The organism is uncultured Cohaesibacter sp., assembly GCF_963556055.3.
Lineage (GTDB): Bacteria > Pseudomonadota > Alphaproteobacteria > Rhizobiales > Cohaesibacteraceae > Cohaesibacter.
This window is the reverse complement of the sequence record NZ_CAUVYE020000008.1, coordinates 534662-554051: the sequence shown is the minus strand read 5'-3', so window position 1 is coordinate 554051 and position 19390 is coordinate 534662. Positions and strand designations below refer to the sequence as shown.

Annotated in this window: 16 protein-coding genes; 4 read left to right on the top strand and 12 right to left on the bottom strand. The window is 55.2% G+C overall.

Going from position 1 to position 19390, the window contains the following annotated elements:
* The first annotated feature begins 200 nt into the window (after nucleotides 1-200).
* The 4 genes from recQ to ACHZB8_RS04610 all read left to right on the top strand — a co-directional run bounded on the left by recQ (nucleotide 201) and on the right by ACHZB8_RS04610 (nucleotide 4688).
* Nucleotides 201-2147 (top strand): DNA helicase RecQ, encoded by a 1947-nt coding sequence (recQ, locus tag ACHZB8_RS04625; RefSeq protein ID WP_316858977.1) that lies wholly within the window; start codon nucleotides 201-203, stop codon nucleotides 2145-2147.
* Between the two features lie 117 nt (nucleotides 2148-2264).
* On the top strand, nucleotides 2265-3413 hold the full coding sequence (locus ACHZB8_RS04620) for a GGDEF domain-containing protein (protein ID WP_316858976.1): 1149 nt from the start codon (nucleotides 2265-2267) through the stop codon (nucleotides 3411-3413).
* A 192-nt stretch (nucleotides 3414-3605) separates the two neighbouring features.
* Complete coding sequence (msrA, locus tag ACHZB8_RS04615) at nucleotides 3606-4226, top strand: peptide-methionine (S)-S-oxide reductase MsrA (RefSeq protein WP_316858975.1); 621 nt, start codon at nucleotides 3606-3608, stop codon at nucleotides 4224-4226.
* Nucleotides 4227-4307: 81 nt separating this feature from the next.
* Nucleotides 4308-4688: an arsenate reductase gene (locus ACHZB8_RS04610; protein WP_316858973.1), complete on the top strand. Its 381-nt coding sequence runs from the start codon at nucleotides 4308-4310 to the stop codon at nucleotides 4686-4688.
* A 55-nt stretch (nucleotides 4689-4743) separates the two neighbouring features.
* Here the strand turns inward: ACHZB8_RS04610 and ACHZB8_RS04605 are convergent, their stop codons facing one another.
* From ACHZB8_RS04605 to ACHZB8_RS04550, 12 genes are all read right to left on the bottom strand, one after another.
* Nucleotides 4744-6345, bottom strand: coding sequence for a diguanylate cyclase domain-containing protein (locus tag ACHZB8_RS04605; RefSeq protein WP_316858972.1), 1602 nt, complete (start codon nucleotides 6343-6345; stop codon nucleotides 4744-4746).
* Nucleotides 6346-6578: 233 nt separating this feature from the next.
* Complete coding sequence (locus ACHZB8_RS04600; RefSeq protein ID WP_316858971.1) at nucleotides 6579-7634, bottom strand: cytochrome-c peroxidase; 1056 nt, start codon at nucleotides 7632-7634, stop codon at nucleotides 6579-6581.
* A gap of 549 nt (nucleotides 7635-8183) precedes the next feature.
* On the bottom strand, nucleotides 8184-9224 hold the full coding sequence (locus ACHZB8_RS04595; protein WP_316858970.1) for a LysR substrate-binding domain-containing protein: 1041 nt from the start codon (nucleotides 9222-9224) through the stop codon (nucleotides 8184-8186).
* A 250-nt stretch (nucleotides 9225-9474) separates the two neighbouring features.
* On the bottom strand, nucleotides 9475-10125 hold the full coding sequence (locus ACHZB8_RS04590) for a hypothetical protein (RefSeq protein ID WP_316858969.1): 651 nt from the start codon (nucleotides 10123-10125) through the stop codon (nucleotides 9475-9477).
* Nucleotides 10126-10254: 129 nt separating this feature from the next.
* Complete coding sequence (locus ACHZB8_RS04585; RefSeq protein ID WP_316858968.1) at nucleotides 10255-12024, bottom strand: FAD-binding protein; 1770 nt, start codon at nucleotides 12022-12024, stop codon at nucleotides 10255-10257.
* 18 nt (nucleotides 12025-12042) lie between these two features.
* Nucleotides 12043-12336: a ferredoxin family protein gene (locus tag ACHZB8_RS04580; protein ID WP_316858967.1), complete on the bottom strand. Its 294-nt coding sequence runs from the start codon at nucleotides 12334-12336 to the stop codon at nucleotides 12043-12045.
* A 14-nt stretch (nucleotides 12337-12350) separates the two neighbouring features.
* Nucleotides 12351-13052 carry a hypothetical protein gene (locus tag ACHZB8_RS04575; RefSeq protein ID WP_316858965.1) on the bottom strand — a complete coding sequence of 234 codons (702 nt, stop codon included), beginning with the start codon at nucleotides 13050-13052 and terminating at the stop codon, nucleotides 12351-12353.
* Nucleotides 13049-14146 (bottom strand): butyrate kinase, encoded by a 1098-nt coding sequence (buk, locus tag ACHZB8_RS04570; protein WP_316858964.1) that lies wholly within the window; start codon nucleotides 14144-14146, stop codon nucleotides 13049-13051. The genes ACHZB8_RS04575 and buk overlap by 4 nt, the downstream gene beginning before the upstream one ends.
* Nucleotides 14133-15050: a phosphate acyltransferase gene (locus ACHZB8_RS04565; protein WP_316858963.1), complete on the bottom strand. Its 918-nt coding sequence runs from the start codon at nucleotides 15048-15050 to the stop codon at nucleotides 14133-14135. Before ACHZB8_RS04565 ends, buk begins: the two co-directional genes overlap by 14 nt.
* Nucleotides 15051-15211: 161 nt before the next feature.
* A complete protein-coding gene (locus tag ACHZB8_RS04560) occupies nucleotides 15212-15793 on the bottom strand; it encodes an indolepyruvate oxidoreductase subunit beta (protein WP_316858961.1) in 582 nt (193 codons plus the stop codon).
* Nucleotide 15794: 1 nt separating this feature from the next.
* Nucleotides 15795-17585: an indolepyruvate ferredoxin oxidoreductase subunit alpha gene (gene iorA / locus ACHZB8_RS04555; RefSeq protein WP_316858958.1), complete on the bottom strand. Its 1791-nt coding sequence runs from the start codon at nucleotides 17583-17585 to the stop codon at nucleotides 15795-15797.
* A 654-nt stretch (nucleotides 17586-18239) separates the two neighbouring features.
* Nucleotides 18240-19328, bottom strand: a complete 1089-nt coding sequence (locus ACHZB8_RS04550) for a hypothetical protein (RefSeq protein WP_316858957.1) — start codon at nucleotides 19326-19328, stop codon at nucleotides 18240-18242.
* Nucleotides 19329-19390 lie beyond the last annotated feature (62 nt).

The window sequence follows — 19390 nt, the reverse complement described above, 5'->3', positions numbered from 1 at the left end:
AGAGAAGATGACAGACCGGCGGGGCTCCTTTCAGGGGCCCTTTCCCATGCCATTCATGGCCTCCTTGTGCCAAGCGGTGACCAAGCGGTGACCATGCAGGGCCGGGCAGTTCACAGCCTCCTTGCTGTCTGTCTGCCTGTTTGGGAATTCCGGTTTACGAGCAAGATGCAAATCAGATAGCTTGAGTGCATCCTTTCGTCATGAGTGATTTGTTTTTCATGTCTCCACCCGCACAGCCAGCCATTGCTCTTTTGTCAGCAGAGACCGAGCCGGATCTGTTCGGCGTGATCGACGAAACCGCGATTGACGCCTCTCTGCCGCCAAAGGAACAGGCCCTGAAGCTTCTCAAGACTGTCTATGGCTATGACAGCTTTCGTGGCAAGCAAGCCGATGTGATCGAGAGCCTGCTTCATGGCAAATGCACCCTGGCGGTCATGCCGACGGGCATGGGCAAGAGCGTCTGTTTCCAGATCCCGGCCCTGATTTTTGGTGGCCTGACGCTGGTGGTCTCGCCGCTTGTTGCCTTGATGGAAGATCAGGTGATGGGACTCAAGCTGGCAGGCATTGCCGCCGAGACCATCAACAGTTCACGGTCCCGACAGGACAATGTGGCTGTCTGGCGCAAGGTGGCTGCCGGAGACGTGCGCCTGCTCTATATCGCGCCGGAACGGCTGATGACAGAACGCATGCTCACCGCGCTTGCGAAACTGCCCGTGAGACTGATCGCTATTGATGAGGCCCATTGCATTTCGCGCTGGGGGCCAAGCTTTCGGCCCGACTATGAGGGCCTGACACGCCTTGGCGATTTCTTCCCCCATGCCCCTGTTGCAGCGCTGACGGCAACCGCGGACGAAGCAACGCGGAATGATATTGCCGACAAGCTTTTCCCCAAGGATGTCCAAGGGGCAAGGGACGGCACGGTCATCGTCTCCGGCTTTGACCGGCCCAACATCCGCCTCTCGGTCGCCTTGCGGCGCGACTGGAAAAAGCAGCTTCTCGACTTTGTCGATCAGCGCAGGAACCAGTCCGGTATCGTCTATTGCCTGTCCCGTCGCAAAACCGAAGAAACAGCCGAGTTCCTCAAGGAGAATGGCGTCAAGGCCTTTGCCTATCATGCGGGGATGGATGCCAATATCAGGGCGGCCCATCAGGCGCTGTTCATGCGCGAGGCAGGCACGGTGATGGTCGCGACCATTGCCTTTGGCATGGGGATTGACAAACCTGACGTGCGCTATGTCTTTCACACCAATCTGCCTTCCAACATGGAGGCCTATGCCCAGGAGATCGGTCGTGCAGGACGTGACGGAGAGCCGTCCGAAGCGATGATGCTCTATGGCCTTGATGATATCAGAATGCGGCGCAGCTTCATCGACAATGAAGGGGGCGACGAGGATCATCTGGCCCGCGAGCATAAACGCCTCGATGCCCTGATCGCCTATTGCGAGGCCCCCTCCTGTCGCCGTCAGGCGCTGTTGACCTATTTTGGCGAGGCCAGCGAGCCTTGCAACAATTGCGACATTTGCCTTGATCCGCCCGTTCTGAAAGACGGAACGGACGAAGCCGCCAAGCTCATTGCTGCGGTCGAGCAGACCGGTGAAAGTTTCGGAGCGGTCCAATTGATCGACATCCTGCGCGGGTTGACCCACGAAAAGATCAAGAAATACGGCCATCACACTCTTTCCTGCCACGGAACGGGCAAAGACAGCCCGAAAGAGGATTGGCGCGCAATCCTGCGGCAGATGGTGGCGGCGAATTTTCTCCGTCTCGACATTCAGCAGCATGGTGCCCTGAAGCTGACGGACAAGGCAAACCAACTGAAGGCGGGACAACTCGGATTTTCCTATCGCCCCGATGTCATGGCTACGGGCGAGCTTTCACGCCCCAGAAAAGCCAAGACCCAGTTGCCTGAGCTTGACGCGGGCGATCAGGATCTGTTCGAAGCCCTGCGCAGCCTGCGGGCGGATCTGGCGCGGGAGCTCAAGGTGCCCGCCTATGTCATCTTCACGGACAAGACCCTACATGAAATCGCCATTCAAAAACCCACGACACGCCCCGACTTCTTGCAGATCCATGGGGTGGGCAGTTCAAAGCAGAAGAAATTTGCCGATCAATTTATAGACGTAATAGAGGCATGGTTGAACTTCTAGTCGTTAAATCTTCACTAATTCTGCTACTTCTATACTTGATATCGATACAGGAAAATTTAACACTCGACATGTTATACATCACTAAACAAAGTTGAGCCCCTTACTTATTGAGGCGACATGTCAAATACGCTGGATCTGGCAACCGTTCTGCTTTTACAGAAAAGCACCTATATTGTTGGGATATTTGCGTTCGTCTATCTTTGGTACACGACCAATCGGCCCACCAGTCTGGTTTTACTGGCGACAGGTTTTCTACTCATGGCTGTCGGCTCAACATTGGCCGGTCTTGGCGAATGGCAGGCAATTCCCGATATCGTCTGGATGCTTGGCAGCCTGTTGCTTGGCATGTTCGGCTACAGCTTCATCTGGTTCGGAGTGAAATCTCTGAGCAGTGGAATGCTCAGGAGATCCGACTTTCTGGTTCTGGCCCTTCCGGTGGGGATCACCTTTGTCGCCATGGCGACCCGTTTTGATGAAGTCAACGCCTATCGGGCGACGGTCTTCAATGCAGCAGCGGCACTCTCCTTCTTTGCCTGTGCGGTCCGTATATATCATGATGGTTCAAAGGAACCGGTGCGGGCCCGCACCGTTCTGACTGTCATCTGTCTGACCTCAGCGCTCCTTAGCGCTGGCAATGCCATCGCCTTCATAGAACCGGCACTGATGGTCATCCATCCCATCGACTCCTTCTTCTACACCATCATGCTCAACTTCGCTCTGGTGCTGTTCATCGCGGCACTGCTTGGCGAACGATCACACGGGCTGCTTCGCAAACAGGCCAATACCGATCCCTTGACCGGGATCTCCAATCGCCGCTCTTTCTTCATGAATTTCATCGCCCAGCCTAAGGATGGAGATGTGGTGTTGCTGCTCGATCTGGATCATTTCAAGAAGATCAATGATCGCTTTGGCCATATTGCCGGTGATGTCGTTCTGCAAACCATTGCGAGGCGGATCGAGGGCTGCATTCGGAGCGAGGATGTTCTGGCGCGCTATGGCGGCGAGGAGTTCATCATTCTTCTGCCGCGGGCCGGACGCGTTCAGGCAGAAATCATCAGCGAGCGGATCCGCCATGCGGTGTGCGCCAATCCGGTGATCTGTGGCGATGCCTCGATATCGGTAACAGTGAGCATCGGGGTCGCACTGGCAGAAGGCGAGAGCGGCTCGCTGCAAGCCTTGATCAACACCGCAGACAGCAATCTCTACCAGGCCAAGGATCTTGGCCGGAATCGGGTCGAGCCCAACAGTTTCAAGCAGGTTGCCTGAGCAGCCTGGCTCCTGTGCTGGCCTGCCCGCCCCCCCCCTGTCCGATTGTCAAGGCACGGCGCAAACCCGTGACGTGCATCTTCCTCGCTCACAATCCCATCAAGCCTGCGTGAAGGCCCTTGTTGTGGCAAGACAATGCCATAAATCCATGTCATGCTTGGCTTCACCCCCTGTGTCTTGCGGAGAAAAACGATGTCACGAGCCCTTTGCCATTTTGTCATCACGACCTTTGCCTTGTTGCTGCTTGTCGCCTCTGCCGAGGCTGAGGAAAAGCTTGAGACGGCAATTTTCGCGGGTGGCTGCTTCTGGTGCGTCGAGAGCGATTTTGACCATGTTCCGGGCGTCATCGAAACAATTTCAGGTTATTCGGGCGGAACAACCACGCAGAATGTCACCTATAAAAATCACGCCGACGCCCAGCATCGGGAAGTCGTCAAGATTACCTTTGACGCCAACCGGATCAGCTATGGCGAACTGCTCGACATTTACTGGCGCTCGGTCGATCCGACCGATGCCGGGGGCCAGTTCTGCGACCGTGGACACAGCTACACAACTGCAATCTATACCCTGACCGAAGATCAGGCCAATGAGGCAGAAGCGTCCAGGAACAAGCTCGAAGCGAGCGGCGTGCTTTCGGCCGCAATTGCAACAGAGATCGCTCCAGCCAAACCCTTCTTCGAGGCGGAGGGCTATCATCAGGACTATTACAATACAAACTCGATCCGATATCGCTATTACCGTTTCGCTTGCGGGCGGGATGATCGCGTCAAGGAAGTCTGGGGCCCTGAAGCCCACAAAGGCATCGAAAAATAGACCCCTTTGGCATGTCGCCTTGTCTTTAGGGCGGATCCCGCTAGGCTTGTCCCATTACCTGATTCCAACAAGGGGCAAGCCATGAAGCTTTACGGCATCAAGACATGCGACACCTGTCGCAAGGCTCTCACGTTTTTGCAAGACGGTGGGGTGGACGCAACATTTGTCGATTTTCGCAAGGACGGCTTGCCGGAAACCGAACTTGACCATTGGCTCGATGCGGTTGGCTGGGAAAAGCTGCTCAATCGGCGCTCGACCAGCTGGCGCGCCCTTGAGGAGGCTGACAAGGCCGACATTACAAGAGACAAGGCTCGTGCGCTCATGCTTGCCAATCCGACCTTGATCAAGCGGCCCGTCTTTGCCATGGCGCATGAAATCATCGTCGGTTTTGGCAAAGAGGAAAAGCAAAGGCTGATGTCCCGGATCCCGGCCTCAGGGGAGACGCCGGGACATGATGGCTGACGCCAAACCGGATGTTGCCAGTCAGCCAACCTCTGGAAAGGCGAGCGGAGTGGAATCACTTCCGCTCAAGGCGTTTCAACGGCGCAAGGACACGACCATTTTGGGCGTCATCCGAATAGGACGCAGATCCTGAACTGGCTCTTGCGACAAGGTCCCTGAGATCCTGCGTGGTAGCATAATCGACGGAGCCGTCCGGGTTCTCCCTTTCCTTCAGTTTTGATGCACAGGAGACCTGGCACCGCCCGCTGTCCTTGGCCACATAGAGCGCCTTGTCTGCACACCTGATGATAGACTTGACGGTCAAGGCATCATCCGGCCACCATGCAACGCCAATCGAGGCACCAACCTCGGCAACGCCGCCGGGCACATTGATCGGCAGACAGACATCAGCAATCAGATCCTGACAAAGCGCGATCACCTGCTTTTCTTCAAGTCGTTCAAACAGCATTATACTGAATTCATCCCCACCTATGCGGGCGACAATACCGGACTTGCCCACCCGTTCCCGAATCCGGCAGGAAATGGTGATCAAGACTGCATCGCCCGCCTGATGGCCGAACTTGTCGTTGACCATCTTGAAGCGGTCCAGATCCATGCAGAGAATGGCGCATCGATCCTGTTTTTTCGCCGCGATGACGCGCTCCAGCTCGCGATCAAAAAACAACCGGTTCGGCAAGTCCGTGAGAGCGTCATGCAACGCTAGAAAACGGTTCTGCTCTTCGCTTTTCTGAAGAGAAACCAGCATCTTGCTGAAGCGCCAGACGATTGCAAGAAGCGTAAGCGCAGCAATCAGGAAAGGCACGGCCAGAGTTGGCAGGGTCTCTGACCAAATCGCCAGAGAGGGCTCGTGTGGCGTCCAGCGCGCATGCACGATCCGTTTGTCCGGTGACAATCCGATGGGCAGCGACCCATAGCTATGGTCAATCTTGTCATCGAGGGTCATTTGAAAATCCTCGACCAGCAACTTGTCTCCCACTGCCTTGAGGAAAGCTTCGTTGACGACCTTGAAGGTCAGCAGCACAGGTGGCGAAGACCCCTGCGCAATCGTGACATCCTCGGGCGGCGTCAAGGCTTCGGCCATCACATAGAGCAGCTTGCCCTTGAATTCCCGAATGGACCAGGCAAACCGGCTGCTCTTCTTGCCTGAGCGATATTTGTCCCGATCAATCTCGGATATCGATTCTGTTGGTGCAGGTATGTCGCCGAAATACCGGGCGCGGGCTTCCTTGATCAGATCAAGGCTTTCGGCAATGGCTATGTCGACTTTTTCGCCACCAACAACCTCGTCCTTGTAGACAGCAACAATCGGGGTGTTTTCAGAAGACACGACGATGGTGAAGGGGATGTCGAAATCAGGCCAGAGCCAGCCGGCGATCTCGCGCTCTACGAAGCCCTCATCCAGATCACCGGTCAAGGCAATATAGGCTTCGTCCCAGCCAGAAATCTGTGCCTGATCGTGAGCGAACAACAATATCTGATTGTCGATTTCAAGGCGTGCCAGCTTCTTTTCCTGGTCATACTGCACCTTGTTGGCGATTTCGCCGGTTCGCTTCAGCAAATAGACATTTGAAAAAACCAGTGCAGCAAGGACACCAAGGCCCGCAAGACCGATCATGAAAACGAGATTTCGCTTGGCTTTCGCCGGTTCTCCAGTCATTTCTTTGCCCTAAAAAACGTCATTTAGAGCCAATTTATCTGACAATAATAAATTTCTCGTTATTAACGGATACTCGCACAGCCCAGCGTTAAACCACAAGCTTAAGCAACATATTCAACAACCTGTGCAATATATGGGCGTGTACAATCAGCGTTCTTGCCACTCGTTGCAATAAAAAAACCTCCCCGGACGAACCGGGAAGGTCGTTTTATTACTCTTGTACTCTCTTAGACTTATTTGGCGATCATAGCTTCAGGTTTCGGAGTTTCCGCCGTTTCTACCGGCAAAATCGGATACTCAACCTTTGGCTGTTCCCCGGTCAGGGTTTTCAAGAAAGCGGTAATTTTCTTGATCTGATCGTCGGTCAGCTCTTCGCCCAGCTGGCTGCTGCTCATGATCGCAACCGCCTGTTCCAGATCCCAAACCTTGCCGGAGTGGAAATATGGAGCAGTCAGCTCGATGTTGCGCAGTGGCCCTGCACGGAAGACATATTCTTCATCGGCAGTCTGGGTAACGGCAAAGCGGCCCTTATCGCTGGCTGGCAGGATGTCAGCGCCCGGTTTTTCGACAACACCGAATGGATAATAGTCTTCACCACCGAGGTTGACGCCAGAGTGACAGGATGCACAACCGGTATCCATGAAGAGTTGCAGGCCCGCCTGCTCTTCTTCGTTGAGCACACTGGTATTGCCTTCCAGGAACTGGTCGAAGCGGGAATATGGCGTAATCAGCGTGGCTTCGAACGCTTCAATCGCCTTTGCCATATTGTCAAAGGTCACCGGCTTGTCTTCGCCAGGGAACGCCTTGCCAAATGCTTCAACATATGCAGGCATGCTGTTGAGCGTTTCTTCAACACGGGCTGGCGTTGAAGCCATTTCAACACCGGCCTGCACAGGGCCCTTGGCCTGTGCCTTGAGGTCTTCCGCACGACCGTCCCAGAATTGGGCGACGTTGAAAACAGCGTTCAGCACGGTTGGGGCATTTCGTGGTCCTTTTTGCCATCCGTGACCGATTGATGTTTCCAGATTGTCGTCCCCACCCATGCCAAGATTGTGGCAGGTATTGCATGAAATCAATGCGGATGAGGATAGACGTGGATCAAAGAACAGCATCTTGCCCAAATTGATTTTATCGCTCGTGACGGCATTGTTTTTCACTGCCGGTACAACCGATGGAATTGGAGCAAAATAGTCTTTGGCCTCTTCTAAGAGATCATTGGCAAATGCCGTTGCCGGTGCTGCCAGGAAAACAGCACACGCCAACGTTGCCCGAAGAGTAGAGTTGGTCATTTAAACCCTCCCATTAGGTTACAACCGTTATAAAGTAACCGGAAGGATGTTTTGTCGCATTGCGTCACGCTATGGCATGATGTTATTAGAACTGTTATAAACAAAGGGGTGGAGAGCTTCAATTTGCTCGACAGGGGTTCATGCGCGTATTTTCAGGAAATGAAAATAGCGAACGGATTTTTGTGCGCTCGCCAATAGTATTTTTACCTAGTTTTTACCCTCCCGGAAAATCCCTTCCCGTCAAGTCATGAACAGGCAGCCGTTTGAGCAATCTTGTTCTTTTGTATAATCCCGCCAATTGTCCCCACCTCTCCTGAGGCTTCAGGCAAGGCCTTCCTCCCCCCGAATCAAACCGGAATGCCAAAAAACAGGCCCGTCCTCACAAGAGGAAAATGACCTGCTTCTCTCATGTGCTGACAATCAGGAAACATGATGAACCGGGACAGACGCCAGATATCCGAACGCGGAGCGCGGAGCGAGAAAGCGCGCTTCATCGCGCCGTCTCTCTCCGATTGCCTTGGGCGGGCACGGCTCACCCGCCTCCCGAACTCATGCATCACTGTCGAGATCGGACCCTTCGTCTCTTGCCCTGAACGCTTCAAGAAAGCGCTGAACCCACGGCTTGGGGTTGTTTTTCAAACCAATCAGATGGAGATCTATCGTCAGGGAAATCGGAGCATCTACCGGTTTGATGAGAATGGATGACGGTGCGAACTCACCCTGACATTCCAGAATGAAGCAAAAATAGTCTGCGTCGGCGATGGCTTGCAAGGCCGACAGGGGAGACTCGCAGGATGTCCGGTTTTCCTCAAAGCTGATCCCGCTCAGCTCGGCGATCCGCTTGATCGAGCTGCCATAGAAAGGAACAGAATCCATGTCTGGCAGCAGCAACTTGAGCGACATGAGATCCTGGATCGGGACAACATCCAGATCAGCAATGGGCTGGTTGACGCTGAAGGCGGCATGCAAAGGCAAACTGATGACCGGCAGCGAAATCAGCTCGTCGCTCATGACAGGTCCGGCCATGAATGCAAAATCGATGTTGCCTTCGCGCAGGCGGTCCCGCATTTCCGCTTCGTTGCTGGAACGGATGGACACCTGGCTGTCAGGCTGGATCCTGCGCACCACCGAGAGGACATGGTCAAAGAACAGACTTTCAATGCCGGAGGCGACCCCGACATTGATGCGGCCAGCCATCGGGTCCGATGCTTCGCGAACGAGCTGAATGGACGCCCGCGCCTGGCGCAGCAGTTTCTTTGCTTCCACAAGAAACAGCTTGCCCGGGGGGGTCAGGATCAGTTCATGCGACGTGCGCGTGAACAAGGGCACCTCGACAATCTCCTCAAGTCGCTTGATCTGACGACTGATCGAGGGCTGAACCGTGTTGAGCAATGCTGCGGCTTTGGTGAAACTGCCGCTTTCTGCTGTCACCACGAAATATTTCAGGTATCTCAGGTCTAGATAGTCTTCCGCTGTCCGACGTGCAAATTCGCCGGCTTCCTCCATGTCATTTTCCCGCATGACGAGCCCGCCTGGTCCTCCTAGCGATCCTGCGATTCGGTTGCGCAGTTCCTCCATCGCTCTGGTCACTTTATCCGGCCTTCGCGCCAATTGCACGCCCGATTCATGCGTTTGGCTGCGGCAACCCGGATTCCGAATATGCGTGCAGGCTTTGATTCAAAAAGCCTTCTTACGCTTGTCTGGTCTTTTTGCGTTTCGCGTCAGGGATAGGTTGCCCTTACGCGCAAACAGCCGGTCTGTTCGGTCTTGCTTCTGTTTCCCCGTCACAGTCAGCAAGGAGCAACACGACCGGAGAACCGGTCGTGTCTGCAAAGCCTTGTCAGCCTTTGATATAGCGATAAACCGCATCGCGGCCCTTGCCATCGACTGACAGATCCGTGAAAGGATTGCGTCTGGGATCCTCGACAACGCGGTAGAGGTTGTAGATCTGCGGCAGGAAGACGCCCCAGTTACCGATTTCCTCGCCGCAATGGGCAGACCAGATAATGCCATCTTCCTTGGTTTCGATCTTGCGCGTACCAATGCCCGAGGATTTGCCGATAACGCCGTAATCGGTTTTCTCCCACTGGTGGATGCGATAGCCCCACGGTTTCGGATCTTCCAGATCCTTTTCGTCAAGACCAAGACCGGCAACGATGATCACATGCTCATAGCAAATATAATCGCGCACTTCCGGCTCTACGTCGGCAAGATCTTCAAAGCGGATGAAGAGATTCTGGCGACGCCCGTCATTCCAGGTTTGCGGTGCATTGTGAATGGCGCCAATCGGGTTGCCATGCTTTGGCGGGATTGGCCATTCGAGAGGCTCATGCTGGGACGGATGCCACAGGATGAAGCATTTTTCCATGTTGCTCCAGAACCAGTCGATCATGCGCGGGGTGACACCCTCATGCTTCCAGTCAAGATGCGTGCCCATGTCGTCTTGAGTAACGGTATAGTCCATATTTTCCTCACAATCGATATTTGCCAAAATCGGATCCAGGCAAACTCAGCTCATTGTTGGGGGCGCAGTCATTACGGGAATCTTGAACGCCGGACGCGGCCCCATTGCGCCATGGCGAAGCGGGCGGGAGCCAGTTGCCCCCGCTCGCTGGAATGATCATTCCGCAGCAACCGGCGCCGGGGCGTTATCCGGATGGTATTTGTAGGTTTCGATCGGAAGATCTTCGAGGGTGACGGACATTTCGCCATCCTTGTCCTGCAACACCACATTTTTGCGGAAGTTCACATCGTCGCGTTCCGGATAGTCTTCGCGGATCATCCAGCCACGGCTTTCCTTGCGCTCCAAGGCTGCACGATAGAACATTTCAGCACAGATGACACCGGAGCGAAGCTCGTTCGCACTCATCAGATAGTGAGGATCCGGAGCAACCACGTCATTCAGCTTGGCTTTCAGGCCCAGCACGATGTCGAGCGCCTTGGTCATGCGTGCTTCATGCTTCCAACCGGAGAACTCGATTGCACTCATGACGTCCTTGAGTTCGTTCAGAACAGACTCGACCGGCAGACCGCCAACGCGTTCCAGCGGAGCAAAGGTGTCCGCACGGAGCTGTTCTGCCTGATCTTCATTGATCTGGCCGAACTCGGTGTTGCCCGCATAGTCCGCAGCGCTTTCACCAGCCCTCAGGCCCATGAACCAGGACCACATGATGCCCGTGCCACGGTTCCGGCCCGGAGGTGTTGGCACCGCACCGGTTGCCCCGTTGCCGCAAGCGCAGACATCACCGGCCGCGAACAGACCTTTGAGGTTGCTTGCCATGGAGCGATCAACATAGAGCGGGCCACATTCACCAACAAAGCCTGGCAGGATTTCCTGCATCACATTGTCATTCTTGAAGGCGGTCTGCTTCTTCTCGTGCAGTCTGTGCCAGAAGTCATGAGCCACAGGGCGGAACCATTCCGGATCGGCCGTTCCGATTTCCGGGCCAAGGTTGCGACCGATCGGAGACGTTGCAAAGCCGTTTTCCAGTTTGTTCTGATAGATCGGGCCATTGCCTTTCTGATTTTCCCAGAACATGAAGAGCGCATGGTTGCCGCCAAGGTCGACGCCACCCAAAGCCCCAAGGTTCGGGTTGTCTTTCATGTGCGGGCGAGCAAATTCGGTAAGGCTTTCACCTTTGGCATTGTAGAGATGATCTTCCGCGCCATAGACAACCATGTGGTGGTCAGCGCTGATCATGTTGATGAAGGACCCGAATTCGGCGTTACGCATTTTCGCACCGGCGCGATAGGCTGCGGCAATGCCATCGCCACGACCAGAGGACCACATACGCATGATGCGCCAGTTCTGGCCACCATTTGCCATGATCACGGCCTTTGACTTGATGATGATCACTTCACCGGTCAGCATCGAGAAGCCCATGGCGCCGACAATGGTGTCGCCATCGGTCAAGAGGTCGGTGATTGAGACCTTTTCAAGATGCCGGACTTTTTTGCGGCGGCACTGACGTCCCAGCACCTGCATGAAATCAAGGTCAACCGTCATCATGGACCATGGAATCATCGGGTGCGCGTTGAAGGGCTTTTCCTTGCCGTAAAACTGAACGCCATAGCCTTCGACGCGTTCAATGGTCGCGCGGGTGTTGCTGGCATAGTCGCGCAGAAGATGCTCTTCGGAGATATAGTCACCCAGGTTGCGCGTCTGATATTCAACATAGGCCTCTTCTCCCCCTTCAGGGATGAAAGAGCAGTGGCCGCCACCCTTGTTGGCCTTGCCACCAAAACCGACAACGGACTTGTCGACGGTCATGACATCAAGTTTGGGGTTGGCATCCTTGGCGGACAGCGCGGCGCACAGGCCCGCAGAGCCGTGTCCAACGATCAGGATGTCGGTTTCAAATGTCTGGCCCATTTCGGAAAGACTGGTCATGGTCTTCGCTCCTGATTTCTATTCGGCTGGATGGGAATGTGGGTTTGCAGGAGTTTCTGACGGGGCCGGAATCTCCTTGTTCAAAGTGCTGGCGACGTAGGTTTCGGGCCATGTTTTGCTGAAATCCGGGCTCACCTTGATGATATGTTCCGAGCAGCTGATTTCACAGAAGTTGCATTCGACGCAATCTTCCGGATAAGCAAAGATGGGGCGTTCCGCTTCCTCGTCCCAGCGGATCACATCCAGCCAGCAGGCGTTGTAGCAATTCTTGCAACCGGTACACAGGTCCGGTTCATACTTGATGGTATTCATGTTTCACTCCCTTTTCATTTCAATGTAGAGCTGATTGCCTCGCTCGCTTCAGAGCCCGCCGGAGCGGATGCCTTGCAGCCAGCAAAGGAAAGGATGAGACCGAGCGCGATGCTCAGATAAGCGGCGCAAATGACGCGATATTCAGATGGCAAGCTGAAGGTGATCGTGTGGGCGGGAACCCAGAAGATAACCATCGAGGGGATGACGATCCTGGCCCAGCCAAGCGCTTCAGGACGACCAAGCAACTGCCAGGGCCAGACGAATTCGCCGTCAACCAGATGATCGATCCAGTAATGGCTGAACATCATGGTAAAGGCGTAGCCGCTCAGAATGTTGCCCCAGATGCTCTGACTGAGAGGCCGGAAGGCCTGCCACCAGACGCCGGTTTCAATGAGGTGGTCAGTCCCCACCGCGACGAGTTGGAAGTCGGCAGATATCCAGATACCGAAACAGCCCCAGACAATCATGCGCAGGGGAATGCGCGAAGGCAGCCAGTAGCCATTGGCAATCCGGCATTTGACACATTCGCCATAGGTGGCCAGCAAGGCAAATTTCACAAAGCTCATGAAGCTGCCATGGGCCTGGGTCAGGCGCCCGATTTCGCTGTGGTAAAGAATGAAACCGATGGTGATCACAACCGGGTAGAGGATGCCCAGACCGTCTGCCAGGCGAAAGCCGCCTTTGCGGGCAGGGCTGGTGTGAGAGGCTGATGTCATTGTAAGCCCTCCGGTTGAAGAAATTTGGGATCTTCCTCGCCATTGAGGACGCGCACCACGCCTTCTGACAGGGCGGTCAGTTCCTCTTCGCCCGGATAGACCGTGACGGAAGCAATCCATTCGACATAGCGGGAGACGGCATCGACGAGGCGGTCGGAATAGGCCATGCCGCCTGTCAGGATGATGGTGTCAAGCCTGCCTTCCAGAGCAGATGCCATGCCGCCGATGGCCTTGCCGATCTGGTAGGCCATGCCATCAAAGGCGAGCTTCGCCCCCTTGTCACCGGCCTCAATGCGCTCGATTACCTCGCGCAGGTCGCGGGTGCCCAGATAGGCATAAAGCCCGCCTTCGCCGCTCACCATCGCCTTGACTTGCTTTTCGCTTGCCTTGCCCGAGAAGCAGTATTCAACCAGTTGCAAGGTGGGCAGATCCCCTGCCCGTTCTGGCGAATAGGGGCTCTTGTCACCGGCATCGGTTGCATCGAACATCAAGCCATCCGCATGGGCAGCAATGCAGATGCCACCTCCCAGATGGGCGGTGATGAGACGCAAGTTCTTGTAGGGTTTGCCTTCTTCCCGAGCGTAACGCTTGGCGACGGCCTTGGAATTGAGAGCGTGACAAAAGCGGCCGCTTTCAAACAGCGGCGAGCCGGAAAGACGCGCCACAGGGCTGCGCTCATTGACCGAGACCGGATCAACGATATAGGCCTTGACGCCCGCCCTGTCGGCGAGCCTTTTTGCCAGTACCGCCCCGAGATTGGAGGCATGCTGAAGGCGGGCGCGGTGGCGGACCTCGTCCAGCATGACATCATTGACTTCGTAGGTCCCCGAGGTCATCGGGCGGATCAGACCGCCCCGACCGACAGTGGCATCGATCCTGTCGAAATCGACACCATGTTCCCTGAGTGCCTCCAGAAGGATCGCGAAGCGATAGTCTTCCTGCTCCATGATCGGTTTGCCGGCAAAGGGTGCCAAATCCTGCTCGGAATGGGAAAGGCTCCAGTCGTGCACCAGTGCATTCCCCTCATAGAGGCCGAACTTGGTGGAGGTCGAGCCGGGATTGATGGCAAGGATGCGGTAATTAGCGGCTGGCATAAAGAACCCCCAGAGCTATCGCGTTGAGCTTGTCTTCAGCGCTTTCAACACGGGAGGGAATAAGCACGGGAATCTTGGCCCCAACCACCACATGGGCGCAGGCCTTGCCACCGAAATATTTTACGGACTTGCCTAGGAAATTCCCCGCTTCGACAGAGGGCACGATCAGGCAATCGGCTTGCCCGGCAACGGGATGGGAGATCCCCTTCGCCTTGGCCGCAGACATGAGCAAGGCATTGTCAAGCGCCAATGGTCCGAAGACGACCGCATCACCGAACTCACCTTCTTCGCCCATGCGGGTGAGCAATTCGGCGTCAACAGTGGAGGGAACGCCTTCGGACACAGCTTCAGAGGCGCTCATGACCGCTATTTTCGGCTGTTTTATGCCAATGCAATCCAGCATCTCGATTGCGTTTTTGATGATGTCCTTTTTCTGTTCAAGTGTGGGGGCCACATTCAGGCCACCGTCCGTGATACCGACCAGCCTCTGCCGTTCCGAGAGGGTATCTTCATAAAACAGGACATCGCTCAGCAGTCGGCCGGTTCTCAGGCCATAACTCTTGTCGAGCACCGCCTTGAAGATCTGGTCAGTGCGCAGATGCCCTTTGAGCAGGATATCGACATGGCCATCGGCAGCCAGTTTGGCGGATGTGACCGCAGGCTCGGCGCTGTCGATGATCTCGGTATTGTCAACCAGATCCCGATAATCGAGTGCACGGGCCATTTCGACGATCTTCTCATAATTGCCAACCAGTGTCGGCATGGCGATGCCAAGGCGCATGGCGTCTCCGGCCGCACCAATGGCAATCTCGTCCTCTGCCTTGACCACGCAAACGCGCTTTGGCCCCAGGGCCTGGGCTCGCTCGCGGATTTCGGCTAGTGATGTCATAGGAGTGGAAGCCACAGTTTTCTCCCTTGAATGTTCGGTTCTTGCAAATGGGCAAGGCGCTCTTGCCTTGCGTGCTGGTCCGGTAACCCGCCCTACAGGAGGATGGGGAATGAGGGCCGACTACCGGACCAACAGCTCTTGACGGCGCAAGTTGCTAAAAATCGCTCTGCCTGACGCTAGTGGAGAACCGCGGTCCGCCCTGCATTCAGGGCTTTGACGTTAAGATCGATGAAGGCCTTCTTGACCGTCTTGGCAACAATGTCGTCCCAGTTGACGTTGGTTAGACCCATGCGCTCGACGAGCGAGCCCAACAGCACGACATTCTGACAGCGCAGGTTGCCCAGTTCCCTGGCGATGGCTTCGGCATCAATCACGTCGGTCTCGACCCTGCCTTGCAAAAAGGCGATGGCGTCATCGGGATAGCTGGCTTTGCCTGCAAGGATGGGCGCAGAGGCGATCTGCTTGTTGTTGACCACGATCTTGCTGCCTGGCTTGACGTAATTCAGCCAGCGCAGGGCTTCCATCGCTTCAAAGGAAACCAGAATGTCGGCCTGACCTTCCCCAATGATCGGAGAGGAAACCTTTTCGCCGAAGCGGACGGTGGTACTGACGCTTCCGCCGCGCTGGGACATGCCGTGCACTTCGGACATTTTTACGTCATAGCCCGCTTCAACCAGACCCTTGCAGAGAATGGAACTGACCAGAATGGTGCCCTGTCCGCCAACGCCGACGAGCAAAATATTGGTGACATCGGACATGTTATTCTTCCTCCACTGGATCGATTGCAAAATGCTTGCAGACTTTCTCGCAGACGCCGCAACCATCGCAGGCCACTTCGTCAATCAGGGCTTTCTTGCCATCAGTCAGCGAGATTGCCGGGCAGCCGATATTGATGCAGTCCATGCAGCCGGTGCAGACATCGGGTTCTACACGATAGGCTGGTGCCTCACGCTGATACTGGGCCGCCTCTTCCTCGTTCAGTTTCTTCAGAACACAGGGCCATTTGGTAATGATGACGGAAGGCTCGTCGAGCCCGACTGCCCATGTCAGCGCACCGCGCACGCTTCTGAGGTCATTGGGATCGACGGTACGGACATGCTCGACACCGAGGGCACGAACCAGCGGCTCGATTTCCAGCTCCTTGGTTGGGGCTCCCTGAAGGGTGAAGCCGGTGCTCGGATTTTCCTGCTGGCCGGTCATGCCGGTGATGCGGTTGTCAAGAATGCAGGTGATGGTGTTGGACTTGTTGTAGACCACATTGACCAGCGAGTTCATGCCGGTGTGAAAGAAGGTTGAATCGCCCATGGTCGCCACCAGACGCGCATCCTTGCCAAACTTGTTCATCACTGTCTGTGCGCCGTGGGCGATACTCGCCGAGGCTCCCATGCAGATGCAGATATCCTTGGCGTTGAGAGGGTCGGCGCCACCGAGACCGTAACAGCCAATGTCACCGGAAATGATCAAATTGCGCTTTTTGGACAGGTTGGCCAGCTCGACAAAAAAACCGCGATGGGGACAGCCTGCACACAGAACGGGAGGGCGGCCAACCACCTTGTCGGCAACGTCTGTCAAATCGATCTGAACAGGATCTTCGCCCTTGAGGGCCTTGGCGACAATCGTCGGGTTCAATTCGCCGATACCCGGAATACGGTCCTTGCCGATGCATTCAATTCCCATCAGCTTGATCTGATTTTCCAGATAGGGTTCAAGCTCTTCGACAACATAGAGCACTTTCACCTTTGCAGCGAAGTCTGCGATCAGTTTCCTGGGCAGAGGATAGGTCATGCCCAGCTTGAGATAGGAGGCATCCGCGCCAAAGACTTCCTGTGCGTATGTGAAACCGACGCCGGACCCGATGACACCGATTTCGGAGCCATTGTCCTCGATGCGATTGAAACGGCAGTTTTCCGCATAGTCCTCAAGCTTGCGCAAGCGGGCTTCCAGATCCACGCGCAGCTTGCGGGAGTTGGCTGGAATCAGATCGAATTTCGGCAGCTTTTCGTATGGCTTGAGCACTTCCTCCTTGCGCTCACCGGTCTTGACGAGCGATTTGGAATGACAAACGCGGGTTGTCATGCGAAACAGCACCGGCGCGTCATAGGTCTCAGATACCTCGAACGCCTCGATGACCATGTCATGGGCTTCCTGACTGTCCGAAGGCTCGAACATCGGAATTTTCGCGAAAGGTGCGTATTGGCGATTGTCCTGTTCGTTCTGGGACGAATGCATGCCGGGATCGTCTGCGGAAACCAGAACGAGCCCGCCATTGACTCCGCTATATGCAAAGCTGAACAGCGGATCGGCGGCAACATTGACGCCCACCATTTTCATTGTTGACAGGGCGCGAGCGCCCGCAATGGACGCTCCGATTGCCGACTCAAGGGCCACTTTTTCGTTGGGTGCCCATTCTGCAATCAGCTCATCCTTGAGCGCTGCCATATTCTCCAGAATTTCCGTGCTTGGCGTTCCTGGATATGCCGAGGCAAAAGAAAGCCCGGCCTCATAGGCTCCACGAGCAACTGCTTCGTTTCCCGTTAGAAATTGTGCCATTTTTGTTTCCTCTCCAGTCCCGTTTCGGGCATGGTCTTGCATGAACAAACCGCTCCCGCGCCGAGACGAGCGCCGAACGCAGAGCGGCTGTTTGGTCCGTTTCTGGCAAGGCATGGAAAGGCCACACCCGACGCGCCATAAACACGCAGCTGAAAAGTCGACAATGCTGGAGAGTGAAGTATTTCCATTGATCCGCGGGAAGCAAAAATGAATATAACTATCCCGTTCTCCCAACTGATGCCTGAAAAAAATCAAGAACTTGAAGGAAGTTGAAATATAATATTCACAGTCGCAGGATCAGGTCCTCCAGTTGCGCAACTAGTCCTCTGCTACAACATGGATCTAATATAGTTCGGAAGGGTTTTGTTTTACCAATACCTTTGATTGCGGATAAGCATACAGATAAGGTATGTAGCCAATAGGGATATTTTTGCGCCAAATCAAAGACAGGAGCGGCATTTTGCTCTCGAGATGCGCGCGCGGTCTGCAATCGACCTGACTGATTGTCAATTCCCCCTATATTCTACACTTCAAAACGAAAAACGCGGCCCCGCTTTCGCAAGGCCACGCTTCTATTTGCCATACTCATCAGGCAGGCTCAGGGAAACTGCGGATAGAGCCAATTGCCCTACCCGCCGGTCTGATATCGTCGGGTCAGAAAGTCAGATTGACCGATCCAACGACGCTCTGGTTGATCTCATTGCCATTCACGCCATGGTGGACGCTATAGAGCAGATCGAAGCGATTTCCCTTGAAGGTCTGGTAGGAAAGCCCCGCCCCGGCAATCGCGAAGGTGCTTTCGTCCAGATAGTCTTCCAGATCATCGACCAGTTCATGCTCGATCCCGAGGGTCAGGCTCGGGATCAGCGTATTTGGCCCGGCATCCTTGGCAAGGGTCAGCTTTGCCCAGACTTCCGAGTAATCCTCTGTGTCACCTTTGACGCCAGAGGAAACAACGCCGAGACTGTCAGCCGTTGCCTCAAGCGTGTTGCGCTGGAACAGCCCGCCGACATCCGGGTGCAAGACCCATCCTTCGGGCACGATGCCAAGATCCTTGGAGCGATATTGACCAACCAGATCAACCTGGGTGTAGAAGCGGTCATCCCCCTGCTCATGGTTCACCGTTGCGAACGGAAGAACATGCTTGAAGGTGCTTTCGCCGAATGAATATTGCATGCGAGCGGCGATACCCCAATGGTCGGAGAATTTGTGAACGACATCAACGCGCCCACCAATTCCGTCCCTCTGGATCACGGCCTCGTCGTCATTCAGGTCCAGAGCTGTCTTTTCGACGAAAAGAGAGGCGGACAAGAGGGTGTCAGGGTTCGGGAAGAACATATATTCGACTTCCGCCTTGCTGATGAACCCGTCTTCCACGACATGGTTGGGCTGTCCATCCGTATATGTTCCCGATGCAGAAAAGTTCAGGTAGGAATTTTCGGAGAGAGCAACCTTGGCACCCAAAGGAATGATAACCGCAAAGGTGCTGTCTTTATAGCCACTCGTCGGGCCGCCTCCGGTGGCCGCACCGATGCGGTCTCTCGAGAGACCCATGCGGCTCTGAACATTCCCCATTTCTTCATCAGAATTATAGGGAGTGAGCAAGCCAGCACTGCCCAGGTTGGCTTGCGCCGCAACACCGAGCGGCAGTGCGTGCCCGCCATTAGACCCCATGTCAGCAGCAAGGGCGCTGCTTGCCATGGAAGCGGCGAAGACACCAATCAAGAAGGTGGATTTTTTCATTCTGTTCCTCCAGTTCGTCAAATTTGAAATCGCTGACGGGTCCCAACAGCAGAGTTTTCGCC